Here is an 18,054-nt window from a genome sequence, read left to right as displayed (position 1 = left end):
AATTGCTATAGATAACATAGGGGTCGCAGGGGCACCGCCCCCGTCCTTGGTTCTGGAAAATTTCTATTTGTTTATTAATTAAAATTGCTATGTATGGTAACTCTAAATGCGAATGGAATAAGGGTCGCAGGGGCATCGCCCCCGTCCTTGGTTCTGGAAAATTTCTATTTGTTCATCAAGTAAAATTGCTATGTATGGTAACTCTAAATGCGAATGGAATAGGGGTCGCAGGGGCATCGCCCCCGTCCTTGGTTCTGGAAAATTTCTATTTGTTTATTAATTAAAATTGCTATGTATGGTAACTCTAAATGCGAATGGAATAGGGGTCGCAGGGGCATCGCCCCCGTCCTTGGTTCTGGAAAATTTCTATTTGTTCATCAAGTAAAATTGCTATAGATAACAATACAAAAATTACGAATTTAACCCTTTACTGGGGCTGTGAGGGGGAGCCAATGCCACCAATCCGATGGGGTGGCCAAAACCGCACCGCCGCCCGCCCAATGATGTTTTTACGGGGGACAAAACCCCAAAAATGACTATCGAAACTGTGATTGCGATTATCCCCCAACACCAAATAATGATCGGCAGGCACCACCACTGGACCATACTCATAATCCGGGGGAGCGGCTAAATAGGGTTCCGCCAACGGTTTACCATTGATAAAAACTATCCCTTTTTTGACCTGCACTTGTTCACCCGGTAAGCCCACAATCCGCTTGATAAACGCATCCCGAAATCCCTGTTCCTTGAGGGCAACGGTGGGCTGAAAAACCACAATTTCCCCCCGCTCTGGGGTGCGAAAATCATAGGTGACTTTATCAATAATCAACCGGTCATTCACCTCCAGGGTGGGCAACATGGATTCGGAGGGAATATAACGAGCTTCCGCCACAAACGTCCGAATCCCAAAGGCGAGCAGTAAACTCACCCCAATGGTTTTGCCCCATTCAACCGCACTATTTTCGTTGGTTGGTTTCGCTGATTTATCGTTCGGGCGTTGGTCTAACTTGGTCATAGATGTGCAAAGCAGTACAAACAGGACTCTAGGATTAATTTAGCGTACAGGGCGACCCGGCGATAATTTAAGCCAAGGGGCGATACACCCGGTAGTTGATATGAGGAAAAATGTTATCCATTTGTTCCACTTGGGTCAACCAGTCCCGGTCAATCTTGCCAGCCCGGATGTCCTCATACAGGCGATTCAACCGTTGCAAATGGGAACGGGTACGCCGCACCGCATAGGGCACCATCGTGCCGGTCCGCATGATAAACGCCCAATCCGAGGACTGCGCCAACAGCAATTCCCGCGCCGCCTGATTGAGGGCACGCCATTCCCATTGATCCTGGGGTTCCCGCTGGCTGAGTTCGATCATCCGCTCGGTCGCCTTGTGCAGGTGGGGATAAATCCAGGCGTTGGTCTCGTTCAACCAATACTCATGGAACCCCTTGTAACCCCAACTGGATTGGGCGGGACGGCACACCTGCTGGGTGGGATGACGGCGTAAATAATCGCTCAAATGGGTCATCTCATACACATCCTGGTCGTAGTGGGATTTACGGAATAAATAATCCAAAAACCAGGGTCCCTCGTACCACCAATGTCCATACAATTCCGCATCGTAGGGGGCGGTGACAATCGGCGGACGTTGCATCAGTTCCGCTAAATGCCCAATTTGTTGGGTGCGGTTGTACATAAAATTGCCAGCGTGTTCGGCGGCTTTTTCCTTTGCCCAGTAGGGGTCATAGAGGGCTTTATCGGATAAACTGCCGTTGCGATGGGTAATGCGGTGGTACTTAATCCCCACATTTTTGCGCTGACCGTTGGGCATGATGTAGGGCTTGATGTACTCGTAGTCCGCCTCCCAACCAATATCTTTGTAAAATTCCCGATACACCGGGTCGCCCGGATAGCCCACCTCCGAGGACCACACCTGCTGAGAAGTTTCGTGATCCCGGGCAAAAGCCGCCACACCGGTTTCGGTAAATACGGGGGCATAGGTGCCATAACGGGGACGGGGACGAGCATAGAGCAACCCATGTCCATCACAAATGAAGTACCGAATCCCCACATCCGCCAGCATTCGTTCCAAGCCCTCGTAGTAGGCACACTCCGGTATCCAAATGCCCCGGGGGGGTTGCCCAAAATGCTCCTGGTAATGCTCAAACGCCACCTGCAACTGCGCCCACACCGCCTGGGGATACATCTGCATCAGGGGCAAATAGCCGTGCGTCGCCCCACAGGTAATGATGTCCAGATTATTGGTGTCCTGAAATTGCTTAAAAGCGGTAATCAAATCCCCGTCGTACTCTTCCCAGGTCTGCCGGATCAGATTAAATTCCCGGGCGTAATGCTCCGCCAGATAACGAATATGACCGTTGTACTGATTGTGTTCGACTTCTAATTCCGCCAATTCTTCCAGTTTTGCCAGGTGTTCGTCATACCGTTCCTGCAGTAGCGGGTCCCGCAACATCTGCACCAGGGGCGGGGTCAAACTCATGGTCATTTTGAAATCAATCCCATCCCGTTGCAGTCCCTCAAAGACCCGAATCAGGGGGATATAGGTTTCGGTAATGGCTTCATATAGCCACTCTTCCTCTAAAACGTAATCGCTCTCGGGGTGGCGGACAAAGGGTAGGTGAGCGTGGAGTACAAGCGCCAGATAGCCAATAGCCATGCGGGAACCAAAGAAATTGCGGTTATTTTAGAATCTTCCCACACTCCGGGACTCACTTGGAGACTCGTTCGAGCAATAAGTATTTTTCCCCACGAGTACCCTTGGGCGGCTCATCTACCCAGGAGATGGGAATGTATGGTGTAAGTACTTAGAAATTTTATCCGACCAGGGGATGATTCACCAACTGGAGCGGGTAGTTTCAGATAAATTGTGAGTAAAAATTTTACACCTATAAGGTTGAAATCCCCTAAAATAGGCTGTTTTTCGATTTTGTAGTTAGCTTGCGTGCGTAGGCATACAAAACTTTTCCAGAACCAAGGACGGGGGCAGTGCCCCTGCGACCCCTATTCTAAATTTAGTGAGGATGGCTATATTTTGCTGAGATACCCAATCCTATCGAGAACCATACACCGCAGGTGCTTCTTTGACGGGAGCTACGCCCCTGCAACTCATTTTTAGAAGTGCCCTTAAAATAAAATAAATTAAATTAAAATAAAATTAAAATCAAGATAAATTCCATAAACCAGAAACCGATGATGTCCGAACTTGGTAAGTCTCTGATCTTTTTTGGGGCAGTTCTGCTACTGATTGGTTTAGGGCTTTACTTAGCGCCCAAGGTGCCTGTGTTGAATTGGTTGGGTCGTTTGCCCCTGGATTTCAAAATCGAGCGGGAGAATTTTAGTTTTTATTTCCCCCTGGGCACATCCATTCTGATTTCTCTGGGGCTTTCTTTCATTTTTTCTCTGGTTTTATACCTTTTGCGTCGGTTTTCCGAGTAAGTTGACACGCCCCATGTAATACTACCCGCTCCCTATGGCAGAATGGATGGTTAGTCTTAATCATCGAGAAACCTGTGCCTGCTACCGCCACTCGCCCCCTGACCCGTCCGGTGTTTCCCTTCAGTGCCATCGTTGGCCAGGAGGAGATGAAATTAGCCCTATTGCTGAATGTGATTGACCCCAAAATCGGCGGGGTGATGATCATGGGCGACCGGGGGACGGGGAAATCAACCACCATTCGGGCTTTGGTGGATGTCCTGCCGGAAATTACGGTCGTCGAAGGTGACCCCTTTAACTCTGACCCGGAGGACCCGGAGTTGATGGCGGAAACCGTGCGCCAAGCCAAAGAACGGGGCGAACCCCTGCGGGTGGTGAAACAAAAGGTGCCGATGGTGGATTTGCCCTTGGGGGCGACGGAAGACCGGGTGTGCGGCACGATTGACATTGAAAAAGCCCTGACGGAAGGGGTGCGAGCCTTTGAACCGGGACTGCTGGCACGGGCGAACCGGGGGATTCTCTACGTGGATGAGGTGAATCTCCTGGATGACCACCTGGTGGATGTCCTGCTGGATGCCGCCGCCTCGGGCTGGAACACGGTGGAACGGGAGGGGATTTCCCTGCGTCACCCGGCTCGGTTTGTACTGGTGGGTTCGGGCAACCCGGAGGAGGGGGAATTGCGCCCCCAGTTATTGGACCGGTTTGGGATGCACGCCGAGATTCGCACGGTGAAAGACCCAGCCCTGCGGGTGCAAATTGTGGAACAACGAACCGCCTTTGACCGCAACCCCTGGGATTTTCTGGAACAATACCAGGAGCGGCAAACGTCCCTACGGATGCAGATCATCCAGGCGCGCACCCTCTTACCCCAAGTGCAGATGGACTACGACCTGCGGGTGGGTATTTCCCAAGTCTGTGCCACGTTGGATGTGGACGGTCTGCGGGGGGATATTGTCACCAACCGGGCGGCCAAGGCGCTGGCGGCTTGGGAAGGGCGTACCCTGGCGACGGTGGCGGATATTCGGCGGGTGCTGGTGCTGTGTCTGCGCCATCGCTTACGCAAAGACCCCCTGGAGCCGGTGGATTCGGGCTATCGGGTACTGCAAGTGGGCAAAGAAGTATTCCAATGGGAGGACGAATGAAACGCCGGGAACTGTGGGGGTGGGGGGTTGCGAGCTTACTGGGCAGTTTACTGATAGGAGGAACGGCAGGGGCGACCACCCCGTTAACCCTCTTCACCGCTCGCCCCGGTAGTGTGTATGAACGGGCGGGAAAGTCCTTGCAAAAAGTTCTGAAACCCCAGGGATTTAACCTCACCCTCAAGGAATCGCCGGGTTCCATGTTCAATCTGGAGCAATTGGCGAAGGGACAGGGGGATTTAGCCTTTGCCCAAAAAGATGCCTTTGTCCTGTTCAAAAATTTGGGGGGTAAGGAACGGGCCTTAGCGGAAAACCTCACCGTCATCGGGCCGGTCAATCAGGAAGTGGTGCATCTCCTCACCCGCCCAGGGGTCAAGTCCCTCGCGAATTTAAGCGGCAAAAGGATCGGGGTTGGCCCCCAGGATTCGGGCACCTATGTGAGTGCGTTATTGATGCTCCAGATGGCGGATTTGGATGTCACCCGGGAGCGGCTGATCACCGGGGAAGTGCGTCAACAGATTCAGGATTTGTTAGCCGGGAAACTGGATGCGGTGTTTGTCACCAGTGCGGTGGGGTCGCCCGCCCTCAAGTCCATGCCCGCCCAGTCTAAAATTCAACTCCTGCCGATGGGGCAAGAGGTGCTGAAGCAAGCCCAGAAAACATTTCCCGAAGCGGCGGCACTCTATCGTCCCACCCCCATCCCCGCCGGTACCTATCCCTGGCAGACCCAACCCGTAACCGCTTTGGCGACCTATTCCTGTCTCTTTGCCCGCCGTTCCCTGGAGCAACCCCTGGTGTATCGCCTTGCCCGTGTATTGTATGAACAACAAGCAACCCTCCGGCAGACCGACCCGTTTTGGGCGTTATTCACCTTGGATGCGCAACAAAATCCATTTCTCACGGGCTTAAATTACCATCCCGGCGTGCGTCAGTACCTGGGGGAAACCCAGCGGCGTTCACCCAATACAAAACCAGCCCCAGGGAACTAGGACTGGCTCGGATCACCCCATTGGGTTGAATAACCTACACGGCGGCGAAGTATTCCTTAGCCTTCACCGGGTCGGGGTTCATGGTTTTTTCACCCGGTTGCCAGTTGGCGGGACACACCTCGTCCGGGTGGCTTTGCACATACTGAATCGCCTGTAAGGTACGCAGGGTTTCATCCACACTCCGCCCGAAGGCCAAGTTGTTGATCGTGGCGTGCTGAATGACTCCCTCTTTGTCAATAATAAATAAACCCCGCAAGGCCACCCCTTCAGGGGATAACACGTTGTAGGCGGCACTAATGGTCTTTTTCAAATCCGCTACCAACGGATACTTCAATTCCCCCAAACCCCCGTCTTTGCGGTCGGTTTGAATCCAGGCCAAATGGGAAAATTGACTGTCCACCGACACCCCTAAAATTTCCGTGTCCAGCTTGGCAAATTCCTCATAATGGTCGCTAAAGGCCGTGATTTCCGTCGGGCACACAAAGGTGAAATCCAAGGGATAGAAAAACAACACTACATATTTCTTGCCCCGATAATCCGAGAGCTTGATGGTTTTGAATTCCATGTCCACCACGGCGGTGGCCTCAAAATCGGGCGCCATTTGCCCCACCTGTAAACAACCTTCCATAGGTTCCACTCCTAAACGATGGTGTGCGATCACAAATCCTTAACATTTATGACTATATCATACTCATAACGATTTTGAGTTTAGGCGTGGAGTTGGTGGAGTTGGTCGGGGGGGATCATGCCCCGTTCGGTGATGATGCCGGTGATGTAGCGGGCGGGGGTGACATCGAAGCTGGGGTTAAAAATGTCAATGCCGGGGGCGGTCAGCCATTGGTCGCCGATTTTGTACACTTCTTCGATGCTCCGTTCTTCGATGGGGATTTGGGAGCCGTCGCTGATGCTCCAGTCAATGCTGGACAGGGGGGCGGCCACATAGAAGGGAATTTGGTGGACGTGGGCGAGGACGGCGAGGCTGTAGGTGCCGATTTTGTTGGCTGTGTCCCCGTTGCTGGCAATGCGGTCTGCTCCTACCACCACGGCATGGATTAAGCCTTTGTGCAGACAATAGCCAGCCATGTTGTCGGTAATCAGGGTGGCGGGAATCCCTTCTTGTACGCATTCCCAGGCGGTGAGTCGGGCACCTTGCAGGCGGGGGCGGGTTTCGCAGATGTACACTTGTAGTAAACGTTGGGCACGGTAGGCCGAGCGGATCACGCCCAGGGCGGTGCCATAGCCAGCGGTCGCCAGAGCGCCAGCGTTGCAGTAGGTCATCAGGGTCAGGCGTTGGGGTTCAGCAGGCAGGCAGGCTAAGCCTTTTTCCCCGATGGCGACGCAGGTTTGGTATTCATCCACCGCCAAGGCTTGGGCAGTGGCGACCATTTTTTCCTTGAGAAAGCTGACCGGGCCGACGGTTTGCCGTGCCGTATTCAACATCTGGTCAATTGCCCAAAACAGGTTAATCGCTGTCGGGCGGGTCTGGCGCAGGGCATTGGCGACGCTCTCCAGGTGGTCCAAAAATTCCTGCCGGTCTTCGGTCTCAATTTCCTGAGCGGCTAGAGCCATGCCAAAGGCCGCCGCCACCCCAATGGCCGGGGCACCCCGGACAATCATGGTTTGAATCGCCGTCACCATATCCATCGCTCGCCGGATTTCCACATAGGCAAACTCCGTAGGCAAGCGGGTTTGGTCAATCAAACGCACATGGTCATAGGCCCAAGCGACCGGCAGGATAGACATATACGCCAATGCAGGAGGAACATTTCCCAGTCTAGGACGAAGGATGACCCAGCGGTATCTGGAGGTTCAATTGCCTCTGCCAAACCGCCAAATCCGCCAACGCCCGTTGACTGTAGGCTTGGTACCGGGCGGACTTCTGTTTTACCGGGGTCGCTAGGGGGGGCAAAATCCCAAAATTGGCGGGCATGGGCTGAAAAAATTTGGCTTCTGCGGTACTGATGAAGTGCAATAACGCCCCCATCATGGTCGTCGGCGGCAGGGTGAGCAAGGGCAACCCCTGGGCAAAACGGGCGGCATTCACCCCGGCCAGCCAACCCCCGGCCACGGCGGCGATGTAGCCCTCGGTGCCCGTGAGTTGACCGGCGGCAAACAGGTGGGGATAGGCCCGGAACTGCAAGGTGGGGTGGAGCAGACGGGGGGCATTGAGAAACGTATTCCGGTGCATTACCCCATAGCGCACAAATTCCGCCTGGGCTAGACCGGGAATCAGACGAAACACCCGTTGCTGTTCGCCCCAACGCAGGTTGGTCTGAAACCCGACCATATTCCACAACTGCCCCGCCCGGTCTTCCGGTCGCAGTTGCACCACCGCATAGGGCCGGCTGGCTGGGTTTTGGGGGTTTCGCAGTCCCACCGGTTTCAACGGCCCAAACCGCAGGGTATCTTTCCCCCGCCGTGCCAGTTCCTCCACCGGCAAACAGGCTTCAAAAAACCGTTTTTCCTCCTGCTCAAATTCTTTCAGGGGGGCTTGTTCGGCGGTAATTAACGCCTGCCAAAAGGTTTCGTATTCCGTTGGGTTCAAGGGACAATTCAGGTAGGCCGCTTCCCCCTTGTCATAACGGCTGGCGAGAAAGGCAATCTCCCGGTGAATACTCTCCCCCAGCAGGATGGGGCTGGCGGCATCAAAAAAACTCAGGTATTCCTGGCCAGTCAAGCGTTGCAGTTGCGCCGCTAGGGGGGGACTGGTCAGCGGGCCGGTGGACAAAACCACGATGCCAGGGGGAATGTCTCGCACCTCCGCCCGCCGCAGGGTCACCAAGGGATGCTGGGCTAACCGGTGGGTCAACTCCCGACTAAACTGCACCCGGTCCACCGCCAAGGCACCGCCAGCGGGTACGGCCTGGGCATCCGCCACCTGCATGACTAGGGAACCCAACTCCCGCAATTCCTGTTGGAGCAAACCGGTTGCCCGATCCACCGCCCGCGCGCCAAAGGAATTACTACAGACCAGTTCCGCCAAGTCCCCGGTGTGGTGGGCAGGGGTTGGGGTGGTGGGGCGCATTTCCCACAGGGTGATGGGAAATCCCATCTGGGCAATCTGCCAAGCGGCCTCCGTCCCGGCTAAACCGCCGCCAATGACATGAATGGTGGTCATGAAAAGAATTAGTGTTTTTGGGGTATCTTTATGAATCCAAATATACTAAGGGTACCTCTAGCAATTCAAAATTAGCAGTCGCAGGGGACACCCCCCGCCCTTGGTTCTGGGAAATCCCTGTATGCCTACGGCACGCAAGCTAACACTAATCAAGTAGGATTGCTAGATCGAAATTTTGGGCAATTTTGGTTTGTTAGTCGAGTAAAATGACGATCATTTACCAACCGACTTGGATCGCTTTTTCTCTGCCGTTTAGCCCATGTCCCCTCGTTCTCTCCTACTGACGGGTATCCTCGCCCTAGGAGCCGTGGTGTTGCTCTGGCCGGGGGTGATTGTGGTGCAGACCTCCCTCGCCCCTGGGTGGCACTGGCAAAACTACGTCCTGGCCTGGCAACAGGCGCAACTCTTGCCCGCTTTGTTCATTTCCCTGGGGGTGGCGATGGGGGTGGTACTGACCCAAGGATTGACGGCGGTACTGGCGGGGTATGCCCTCGCCCGGGGAGAATTTACCGGCAAAAGGTTGATTTTATCCTTGATTATTGCCAGTATCGTGGTGCCTTTACCCGTGCTGGTCATTCCTGTATTTTTAGTATTGAAAACCGGGCATTTACTGAATACCCTAGGAGCGTTAATTTTACCCAGTAGTGCCAGTGGGTTTAGCATTTTTTTGTTGCGCCAGTATTTCCTCACCATTCCCATCGAATTAGAAGCTCAAGCCCTTTTGGATGGGGCAAAGCCCTGGCAAATTCTGTGGGAAATTATCCTGCCTTTGTCCCGACCGGCCTTGGTGACGGTAGGATTGTTGGCCTTTATTGGGGAGTGGAATGACCTATTCAAACCCCTGGTCTTTACAACCCGACCAGAATTGCGGACAGTGCAACTGGCTCTGGCTGGATTGCAGGAACAATTTACCAGTGATTGGGGGGTATTGATGGCGGCGATTGTGTTAACAACTTTGCCGATTATGGGGCTATTTCTTTGGGGACAAAATGCCCTTATTCAGGGTATCGCTACCAGTGGCATCAAAAATTAGGAAATGTCAGGATATGAAACTTCCTGCAAGATACTGATGTCATCCAGAACTAGGGACGAGAAGGTTATCTCCCTGGAATGCCAATTGAGAACCAGAGACGGGGGCTACGACCTATTTTTAGAAGTGCCCATAAACAGGTGAAGGTTAAAACAGTTCCAAGCACCCAAAAGTTACCCGGTACCTGTCCTTCCCCCTGCTTAACCCTTGCGGGAGTAAAATTCCACGATCATCAGTTCGTTCACTTGGAGTGCCACGCATTGCCGCTCAACCACCCCCGTGACCTTGCCTTCCAGTTTGTTTTTGTCAAATTCCAGGTGGGTGGGCAGGGTCGCCAAACCGGGGTATTCGGCGTAGGCTTCCACCAATTTGCGGGAGGATGCCTGGGGTTTGACGGTGATCTGGTCGCCCGGACGGCACTCATAACTGGGGGAATAGACCGTGCGGCCATTCACTTGAATATGCCCGTGTCCGACCAACTGCCGGGCCGCCGGAATCGTGGGGGCCATGCCGAGACGAAATACCGTATTGTCCAGGCGCATTTCCAATAACTGCAACAATGCCTGTCCCGTGGAACCCTTCACCCGCCGGGCTTTGCGGACATAGCGCAGGAGTTGCCGCTCCGAAAGTCCATAGTTGAACCGCAGTTTTTGCTTTTCCTCCAGCCGTTTGGCGTACTCCGAGGGCTTGCGGGGCGCTTGCCCATGCTGACCAGGGGGGTTGGGTCGCTTGCGGGCGGCTTTGCGGGTCAAACCAGGCAGTTCCCCCAACCGGCGGATCACCCGCACCCGGGGGCCACGATAACGAGACATAGGGTTAGAATTTTGCAACAGTCTCTAATAGTAGCATGGGCTTTTCATTCCAGCAAGAGGTACGAATTTGGGAAAGGTATGCTAATATAGTCAATGCCCAAAAATGAGCGGGTTCTGCTCACCCGTTGCGCCTGCATGGAAAAGAAAGAAACGATGGCGGCTCCCCCGGGGAGTGGACCATTGGCATTTATCAATGATGTGCGGAATGAGTTGAAGAAGGTCATCTGGCCGACCCGGCAACAACTCATCAGCGAGTCCTTTGCGGTGATTTTAATGGTGGTGGCGTCCACCCTGTTGATTTACCTGGTGGATTCCTTATTTGCATGGTTGTCCCGGCAGGTATTTGCATGACCTATTCGGCGGACCCGGTGGAAGGGGAAGAACTGGTTGGTCGCCCCTGTTGGTATGTGGTGCAGGTGGCCTCTGGTTGTGAACAGAAGGTGAAAAGCACCCTGGAGCAACGCAGTCGTACTCTGGACATGACGGATCGAATTTTGCAGGTGGCGATTCCCCAGGCCCCGGTGGTACGGATTCGCAAGGATGGGAGCCGTCAAAATGCGGAGGAAAAAATCTACCCCGGCTATGTCTATGTGCAAATGCTGGCGGTGGCGAACGAGCAAGGGCAATGGGAAATTGACGACGAGGCGTGGCAGTTGGTGCGCAACACCCCCCATGTGATCAATTTTGTGGGCTCCCAACAGTTGCGCGCCGGGGGCCGGAGCCATGTGAAACCCATGCCCCTGTCGGAAGCGGAGGTGGAGCGGGTCTTCCAGTCGGTGGCGGTGGAGGAACCCAAGGTGAAGGTGGACATGGCACCGGGGGATTTGATCCTGGTCATTGCTGGCCCATTCAAGGATTTCCGAGGGGAAGTGATCGAGGTCAGCCCGGAGCGGAGCAAACTCAAGGCCCTGCTCTCCATCTTTGGGCGGGAAACCCCGGTGGAACTGGAATTTACCCAGATTCAAAAAGAGAGTTAATTTTTTTCAACAAGGAAGCTAACTACCATGGCCAAAAAAGTCACGGCGATTGTCAAGCTGGCCCTACCGGCGGGAAAAGCCAACCCTGCGCCCCCGGTCGGCCCTGCCCTCGGGCAACATGGGGTGAATATCATGATGTTCTGCAAGGAGTACAATGCCAAAACCGCTGACAAGGCAGGCATGATCATTCCGGCGGAAATTACTATTTTTGAGGACCGCAGTTTTACGTTTGTCCTGAAAACCCCCCCAGCTTCGGTGCTGTTGGCGAAGGCGGCTGGGGTGGCCAAGGGTTCCGGCGATCCGAAGGGGAAAAAAGTGGGTCAGGTCACCCGGGCGCAACTGCGGGAAATCGCCCAGACCAAACTCCCTGACCTGAATACGGAGAACGTGGAAGCGGCGATGAAGACCATCGCTGGCACCGCTCGGCAAATGGGGATCACGATTGTGGATTGACAGGATTCTTATGCCGTTGTAAGATAAAAAATTGCATTTATTTTGGGGGAGAAGGATTACCTTCGTTGGCACCCCAGAGGTGACATCCATGAAAAAACAGTCGAAGCGGTTGCGGGCTTTGCTAACCAAGGTGGAGCCACGGGCCTACGAACCCGAGGAGGCGATTGCCCTACTCAAGGAAACGGCCACGGCTAAATTTCCTGAGAGTGTGGAAGCCCATGTGCGGTTGGGGATTGACCCCAAATTCAACGATCAACAACTGCGGGCGACGGTGAGCTTGCCCAAGGGGACGGGGCAGACGGTGCGGGTGGCGGTGATCGCCCGGGGGGAGAAGGTGGCGGAAGCCCAGGCGGCGGGGGCGGATGTGTATGGTTCCGAGGAACTGATTGAGGAGATTGCCGGGGGGCGATTGGATTTTGATAAGCTGATTGCCACCCCGGACATCATGCCCAAGGTGGCGAAACTAGGAAAACTGCTGGGGCCGAAGGGGTTGATGCCCTCGCCCAAGGGGGGGACGGTGACCTTTGACTTGGGGGCGGCGATTGCTGAATTTAAGGGCGGGAAGCTGGAGTACCGGGCTGACCGTTCCGGCATTGTCCACCTTTTGTTTGGTAAGGCGACGTTTCCCGCCCATGACCTGTTGGTGAACCTGAAGGCGGTGCAGGAGTCCATTGACCGCAACCGTCCCTCGGGAGCGAAGGGTCGCTACTGGCGCAGTTTGTTTGTTGCCGCTACCATGGGGCCGAGTATCCAGGTGGATTTCAACATCCTGCGGGAGATGAAGGTGGCGGAAGCGTAAGGATTTCAGCATTACTTTAGTGAGTTAGGAGTTTGCCTATTGACCAATCCCCCAAGTGAATCTTTGACCGCAGACCGCAGGTGCATGATGCGTCAATGCGTAAAATTTCCTGCCGAGGTCAACAGTGATTCCGTCCGTTGGGGGATGGAAGGCTGTGACCCGGCCCATGACCGGGTTTTTTGTTGGGAGTGATGTATGGGACGAACGTTCGCAGATAAAGAGGCGATTGTCGCCGAACTGAAGCAAACTCTGGGGCAAACCCAGATGACTTTGGTGATTGATTACCAGGGGTTGACGGTGGCGGAAATGACCGATCTACGGCGGCGGTTGCGCCCCACAGGGACGGTCTGCAAAGTCACCAAAAATACCCTGATGGGGATAGCGATTCGGGACAATCCCACCTGGCAACCGATGGAGAGTTTTCTCCGGGGGACGACGGCGTTTTTGTTGGTGCGAGATGACCTGCCCGGGGCGGTGAAAGCCTACCAGGAGTTCCAAAAAGCCACCAAAAAAACCGAACTGCGGGGCGGGGTGATGGAGGGGCAAGCCCTGGATGAAAAGGGCATTAAGGCTGTCCTGGAACTACCCCCCAAAGAGGTGTTGATGGCCAAGGTGGCGGGGATGTTGAAAACCCTGCCCACCCAGTTGGCAACGGCGCTCCATGCGGTGCCCACCCAACTGGCGACCGGGATCAACGAGGTGCCTGCTTCCCTGGGGCGGGCGATTCAGGCGGTAGCCCAACGGGAGGATGCCGCCGCTTCCTAGGGGGTGTTGTTTGGTCAGTTGTTGAATCACGTTACTTAATCAGGAGAATCAACCATGTCTGCAAAAACCGATGCGATTTTGGAGGAATTGAAAAGCCTTACCCTGTTGGAGGCGGCCGAGTTGGTCAAACAGATCGAGGAGGCCTTTGGGGTGAGTGCGGCAGCTCCCGCTGGGGGGATGATGATGGCGGCTCCCGTGGCGGTGGCGGGGGCTGGGGCGGCTCCGGCGGCGGCGGCGGAACCTGTGGAGGAACAGACCGAGTTCAGCGTGGTTTTGGAAGCAGTGCCTGCTGATAAGAAAATTGCCATCCTGAAGGTGGTGCGGGAACTGACCGGGCTGGGGCTGAAGGAAGCCAAGGAATTGGTGGAAGCGGCACCCAAGGCGGTCAAGGAGGGGATTCCCAAGGACGAGGCGGAAAAAGTCAAGGCCAAATTGGTCGAAGCGGGTGCTACAGTGGCGGTGAAGTAACCCCCTGCGCCCATGTCCCCCCGTACTCGCATCTTGCTCACCCGTCACGGCGAAAGCACCTTCAACGTTCAATCCCGGGTGCAGGGTCGTTCGGATACGGCATCCTTGACCGAGCGGGGGCGGCAGATGGCGGTGGCGACCGGACAACTCCTCCAGGGGGTGGGCGTAGATCACATCTATGTCAGCCCCCTGCGTCGTGCCCTGGAAACCGCCCAGCTATTAAACCTAACGGGGGTGCCCATCACCCCCTCCCCCCATCTGCTGGAAATTGACCTGCCGGAGTGGGAAGGGTTGACCCATGAGCAGGTACGCACCCAGTTCCCCCAGGATTACCAGTACTGGCGACAGGTGCCGGAACGGTTTGTGATGGCGGGGCGGTATCCGGTGCTGGAGTTATCGGCGCAGGCGGAGCAGTTTTGGCAGGAGGTTCTCCCCAGGCATCCCGGCGAAACCATCCTCGTGGTGGGGCACGCCACGATCAACCGGATGTTACTGGTGCGCTTATTGGGCTTCAAACTGGCGCATTATTTTCGCCTGCAACAGAGCAATTGTGGTTTAACGGTGCTGAATTGGGAACCGGAACGGGTGCAATTGGAAGCCCTGAATCTGGTTTTTCACACCGGCAACCTATTCCCCAAAACCAAAGGCAACACTCGGATTTATCTCGTCCGGCATGGGGAAACGGATTGGAATCGTCAGGGGCAATTTCAAGGGCAGAGGGATATTCCTTTGAATGCACAGGGGAAATACCAAGCCCAACAAACCCAAAAATTATTGTCCCAAGTTAGTTTGGATTTTGCCATCAGTAGCCCTTTGAGCCGCTCCCGGGAAACCGCAGAAATCATATTAGCCTCCCATCCAGAAGTGAACCTTAACCTCATTCCCGACCTGCAAGAAATTAGCCACGGGGACTGGGAAGGGAAATTTCATCGGGAAGTTGAAGCCGAATTTCCGGGGATGTTGGATACTTGGAATCAGCATCCCGAACAGGTGCAAATGCCGGGGGGAGAAAACCTCAACCAAGTGTGGGAACGGGCGGGACAGGTCTGGCAAAAAATCATTACTCAATACGAGGGTCAACAGGGCATGGTCGTTGCCCATGATGCGATCAATAAAGCCATTTTGTGCCAGCTATTTCATCTGGAACCGGCGCATTTTTGGTTATTCAAACAGGGCAATGGTGCGATTAGTGTGATTGACTACCCCGAAGGAGCCGGGGGGGCACCGGTTTTACAAATGTTGAATTTGACCCGCACGGATGGGTTATTGGATCAAACCGTAGCCGGGGCACTTTAATTTTTGGGGGGTTCCGAGTCTGGTTTTGGGGCTAATTTTTGTTCCAAATCCTGACGGCATTGGATTTCCATCTGTAACCGTGCCTGGGTTTCCTGCAACTGCTGGCGTAGGGAGAGCACTTCCCGGCAGATGCGCCCCTGGTGGAGGCGGGTTTCCAAGCGGGCGATCAGTTCCAGCACCTTGAAAGGACGGGGCAGATAGTCCACCGCCCCCACACTCAAGGCTTTTACGACCGCCCAGGGTGCCGCCTGGTCACCGAGCAGTACCACCGGAATCCCCTGGAGGGCGGGTTGTCCCTGGCATCGTTGGCAAAATTCATACCCATCCATCCCCGGCAGGGTGGCTGACACCAGGAACAAATCCGGGGGCTGGGCTTGGGCGGCTTCCAGGGCGAGGAGTCCATGCACCGCTGAGCGTACGGTAAACCCCTGTTCCGCTAGGGTTAGACTTAACCAGCGCAGGCGTTCCGGCTGGTCGTCCACGAGCAAAATATCCCCTTGACGGGAACGGCTTGGGGACTGGGGCAAAAAGAGGGTTTCCGGGGGTTCATAGAGGTGTTTTTCCACCGTGGCTAAATCCGCCAAAACAGCGGCGGCACGGTCGTAGCGGTCCCAGTAATAGCGGCGGGTCAGGCGGCACAGCACAGCGGTCAAGGCTGGGTCAAAGTCCGGCACCTGCCAGAGCAATTCCCCCTGGTCATCCTCGGGAATCTGCAAAGGACTCAGCCCGGTTGCCGCTTGAATTGCCAGTACCCCTAGGGCGTACAGGTCACTGCCGGGGCGGGGACGACCTTCCACCTGCTCCAGGGGGGCATAGCCGGTGGTACCTAAGCCCAGGGTGGGTTGTCCGCTGGGAGTATCCCCGGTGGCAATGCGTTTGACCGCCCCAAAATCCAGCAGGACAATTTTTTGGTCACTGTAACGCCGCATCAGATTGCTGGGTTTAATATCCCGGTGGATCACCTTTTGGCTGTGAACGAAGGTGAGAATGGTCAGGACATCCTTGAGGAAATTCACCACCTGGGTTTCGTTCCACACCGGCGGTTGCGCCAGTTCCTGCTCCAGGGCAGTTCCCTCAATATATTCCTGCACCAGGAAAAATTCTTCCCCCTGCTCAAAATAGGCCAACAGCCGGGGAATTTGGTCGTGTTCCCCCAGGCGTTCTAAAATTTCCCCTTCCTGGCGAAAGAGTTGGCGCACCAGGGCGAAATGTTCCGGGTCATCGGCTCGATGCACCAGGTGTTTCACCACACAGGGGGGTTGCCCCGGCCGGCGGGTATCCCGGGCGAGGTAGGTGCGGCTGAAGCCCCCCGACCCCAACTGTTGCAGGATTTGATAACGGTTATCCAAAATTTGACCCAGCATAGTTGCCGTGCGGAGTGCCGTGTTCCCATAGTATAGTGGGGGCAAACGTGTAGGAATGCCTATGGCCGCCGAGCAGATTTGGGAGCAACCCGAATTTTACGACCCCACCCCCCAGGATTTTAACGCCTACGGGCAAGGACGGCGCCGCAAAGCCGCAGTGGTACTGTCCCTGATTTGGGGGGGCACCCTGGCACTGCATTGGGTTTCCTGGGGAACCTGGGTGGTATGGGCGTTAACCAGCGTGGTGGGCTGGCAGGTACTGCGGTTGCTCTGGGGGAAAGCCATCCCGGAAACGCCCCCCGCCCTGACGGGAGACACCCCGCTCCCCTCCGTGACCCTGCTGGTGGCGGCCAAAAATGAAGAAGCGGTGATTGAACGGCTGGTGCGCTCCCTGTGTCAACTGGATTACCCCTGCTATGACCTGTGGGTGATTGACGATGCCAGTACGGATGCCACCGGGCAAATTTTGGATCAACTCCGCCCCCATTATCCCCAACTGCGGGTCTTACACCGGCCGGCCGGAGCAGGGGGGGGCAAATCCGGTGCCCTGAACGAGGGACTGCGCCTCAGCCAAGGGGAGATTGTGGGGGTGTTTGATGCGGATGCCCAGGTGTCCCCGGACCTATTGCACTGGATTGTGCCCCTGTTTCAGCAACCCCAGGTAGGGGCCGTCCAGGTACGCAAGGCCATTGCCCCCGGCCCGCCGAACTGGTGGTTAGCCGGGCAACGGGTGGAAATGATCCTGGATGCCTTTTTGCAACAGCAACGCCGCCGCCTGGGGGGGATCGCCGAACTGCGGGGAAATGGGCAATTTGTCCGCCGCACCGCCCTGAACCGAGTGGGGGGCTGGAATGAAGCCACCCTCACCGACGACCTGGATTTAACCTTTCGCCTGCACTTGGATGCCTGGGATATTGAATTTCTCTTTACCCCCAGCGTCATGGAAGAGGGGGTGACCAATTTCCGGGCCCTGTGGCACCAGCGCAACCGTTGGGCAGAAGGGGGCTATCAACGGTATTTAGACTATTGGCGACCCTGGCTGTTCTGGCCCTGGGGGGCTTGGAAACGCTTTGATACGGGGGTAACTTGTGTGAGCCAATACCTGCTCCCGGCGGCCAGCATCCCCGATAGTCTGTGGGCAATCTGGGGCAAACACCCCCCCCTACTCTGGCCCTTAACCAGCGTGATGTTGCTCTTGTTCTGCGGTTCTACCTGGCGGGGGCTGTCCCGGCTGGAACCCCGCTCCCCTTGGCAACTCCTGGGGGCTTCCCTGCGGGCCATGCTCTACATGACCCATTGGTTACCCGTGATGGCGGCCATGATGGTGCGGGTAGCTGTGCGGCCAAAACGGTTAAAATGGGTAAAAACTGTCCATGTCACTTCAGGGGAATAG

General features: G+C 55.5%; 19 protein-coding genes. 12 read left to right on the top strand and 7 right to left on the bottom strand.

Annotated features, from left to right (window positions below; all coding sequences use genetic code 11):
• Positions 1-427: 427 nt before the first annotated feature.
• Positions 428-1,015, bottom strand: coding sequence for a signal peptidase I (gene lepB / locus MLD66_RS05705; protein ID WP_247215972.1), 588 nt, complete (start codon positions 1,013-1,015; stop codon positions 428-430).
• Between the two features lie 67 nt (positions 1,016-1,082).
• On the bottom strand, positions 1,083-2,675 hold the full coding sequence (locus MLD66_RS05700; protein WP_247215971.1) for a glycoside hydrolase family 57 protein: 1,593 nt from the start codon (positions 2,673-2,675) through the stop codon (positions 1,083-1,085).
• A 533-nt stretch (positions 2,676-3,208) separates the two neighbouring features.
• On the opposite strand from MLD66_RS05700, the gene MLD66_RS05695 reads away from it, so the two are divergent.
• The 3 genes from MLD66_RS05695 to MLD66_RS05685 all read left to right on the top strand — a co-directional run bounded on the left by MLD66_RS05695 (position 3,209) and on the right by MLD66_RS05685 (position 5,579).
• Positions 3,209-3,454 carry a DUF2905 domain-containing protein gene (locus tag MLD66_RS05695; protein ID WP_247215970.1) on the top strand — a complete coding sequence of 82 codons (246 nt, stop codon included), beginning with the start codon at positions 3,209-3,211 and terminating at the stop codon, positions 3,452-3,454.
• A gap of 74 nt (positions 3,455-3,528) precedes the next feature.
• Positions 3,529-4,593, top strand: coding sequence for a magnesium chelatase ATPase subunit I (bchI, locus tag MLD66_RS05690; protein WP_247215969.1), 1,065 nt, complete (start codon positions 3,529-3,531; stop codon positions 4,591-4,593).
• On the top strand, positions 4,590-5,579 hold the full coding sequence (locus tag MLD66_RS05685; protein WP_247215968.1) for a TAXI family TRAP transporter solute-binding subunit: 990 nt from the start codon (positions 4,590-4,592) through the stop codon (positions 5,577-5,579). Before bchI ends, MLD66_RS05685 begins: the two co-directional genes overlap by 4 nt.
• A gap of 34 nt (positions 5,580-5,613) precedes the next feature.
• Here MLD66_RS05685 and MLD66_RS05680 read toward each other — a convergent pair whose 3' ends face one another.
• The 3 genes from MLD66_RS05680 to trmFO all read right to left on the bottom strand — a co-directional run bounded on the left by MLD66_RS05680 (position 5,614) and on the right by trmFO (position 8,697).
• Positions 5,614-6,207, bottom strand: coding sequence for a peroxiredoxin (locus MLD66_RS05680; RefSeq protein ID WP_247215967.1), 594 nt, complete (start codon positions 6,205-6,207; stop codon positions 5,614-5,616).
• Positions 6,208-6,287: 80 nt separating this feature from the next.
• Complete coding sequence (gene mtnA, locus MLD66_RS05675; protein WP_247215966.1) at positions 6,288-7,322, bottom strand: S-methyl-5-thioribose-1-phosphate isomerase; 1,035 nt, start codon at positions 7,320-7,322, stop codon at positions 6,288-6,290.
• 31 nt (positions 7,323-7,353) lie between these two features.
• Positions 7,354-8,697 carry an FADH(2)-oxidizing methylenetetrahydrofolate--tRNA-(uracil(54)-C(5))-methyltransferase TrmFO gene (gene trmFO / locus MLD66_RS05670; RefSeq protein WP_247215965.1) on the bottom strand — a complete coding sequence of 448 codons (1,344 nt, stop codon included), beginning with the start codon at positions 8,695-8,697 and terminating at the stop codon, positions 7,354-7,356.
• A 259-nt stretch (positions 8,698-8,956) separates the two neighbouring features.
• Here trmFO and MLD66_RS05665 point away from each other — a divergent pair, with 259 nt between their 5' ends.
• The gene (locus tag MLD66_RS05665; protein WP_247215964.1) at positions 8,957-9,730 is read left to right on the top strand and encodes a carbohydrate ABC transporter permease; all 774 of its coding nucleotides are present in this window, start codon (positions 8,957-8,959) and stop codon (positions 9,728-9,730) included.
• A 197-nt stretch (positions 9,731-9,927) separates the two neighbouring features.
• Here the strand turns inward: MLD66_RS05665 and rpsD are convergent, their stop codons facing one another.
• Positions 9,928-10,539, bottom strand: a complete 612-nt coding sequence (rpsD, locus tag MLD66_RS05660) for a 30S ribosomal protein S4 (protein WP_247215963.1) — start codon at positions 10,537-10,539, stop codon at positions 9,928-9,930.
• Positions 10,540-10,632: 93 nt separating this feature from the next.
• Between rpsD and secE the strand changes: the two genes are divergently transcribed.
• The 7 genes from secE (at position 10,633) to MLD66_RS05625 (ending at position 15,297) form a co-directional block, all read left to right on the top strand.
• Positions 10,633-10,890, top strand: a complete 258-nt coding sequence (secE, locus tag MLD66_RS05655) for a preprotein translocase subunit SecE (protein ID WP_339396922.1) — start codon at positions 10,633-10,635, stop codon at positions 10,888-10,890.
• Positions 10,887-11,516: a transcription termination/antitermination protein NusG gene (nusG, locus tag MLD66_RS05650; RefSeq protein WP_247215962.1), complete on the top strand. Its 630-nt coding sequence runs from the start codon at positions 10,887-10,889 to the stop codon at positions 11,514-11,516. The genes secE and nusG overlap by 4 nt, the downstream gene beginning before the upstream one ends.
• A 27-nt stretch (positions 11,517-11,543) precedes the next feature.
• A complete protein-coding gene (gene rplK / locus MLD66_RS05645; RefSeq protein ID WP_247215961.1) occupies positions 11,544-11,969 on the top strand; it encodes a 50S ribosomal protein L11 in 426 nt (141 codons plus the stop codon).
• An 88-nt stretch (positions 11,970-12,057) separates the two neighbouring features.
• On the top strand, positions 12,058-12,768 hold the full coding sequence (gene rplA / locus MLD66_RS05640) for a 50S ribosomal protein L1 (protein ID WP_247215960.1): 711 nt from the start codon (positions 12,058-12,060) through the stop codon (positions 12,766-12,768).
• A 195-nt stretch (positions 12,769-12,963) separates the two neighbouring features.
• On the top strand, positions 12,964-13,533 hold the full coding sequence (gene rplJ, locus MLD66_RS05635; protein ID WP_247215959.1) for a 50S ribosomal protein L10: 570 nt from the start codon (positions 12,964-12,966) through the stop codon (positions 13,531-13,533).
• Between the two features lie 54 nt (positions 13,534-13,587).
• Entirely contained in the window at positions 13,588-14,001 is a 414-nt protein-coding gene (gene rplL / locus MLD66_RS05630) for a 50S ribosomal protein L7/L12 (RefSeq protein WP_247215958.1), read from the top strand.
• Between the two features lie 12 nt (positions 14,002-14,013).
• Positions 14,014-15,297, top strand: a complete 1,284-nt coding sequence (locus tag MLD66_RS05625; RefSeq protein WP_247215957.1) for a histidine phosphatase family protein — start codon at positions 14,014-14,016, stop codon at positions 15,295-15,297.
• Here MLD66_RS05625 and MLD66_RS05620 read toward each other — a convergent pair.
• Positions 15,294-16,661, bottom strand: a complete 1,368-nt coding sequence (locus MLD66_RS05620) for a serine/threonine-protein kinase (RefSeq protein ID WP_247215956.1) — start codon at positions 16,659-16,661, stop codon at positions 15,294-15,296. The genes MLD66_RS05625 and MLD66_RS05620 overlap by 4 nt on opposite strands.
• A gap of 61 nt (positions 16,662-16,722) precedes the next feature.
• Between MLD66_RS05620 and MLD66_RS05615 the strand changes: the two genes are divergently transcribed.
• Positions 16,723-18,054: a glycosyltransferase family 2 protein gene (locus MLD66_RS05615; protein WP_247215955.1), complete on the top strand. Its 1,332-nt coding sequence runs from the start codon at positions 16,723-16,725 to the stop codon at positions 18,052-18,054.

This window comes from Synechococcus sp. C9 (genome assembly GCF_022984075.1).
Taxonomy (GTDB): domain Bacteria; phylum Cyanobacteriota; class Cyanobacteriia; order Gloeomargaritales; family Gloeomargaritaceae; genus Gloeomargarita.
The sequence above is the reverse complement of the archived record's forward strand: the minus strand, read 5'-3'. Positions and strand labels throughout refer to the sequence as shown.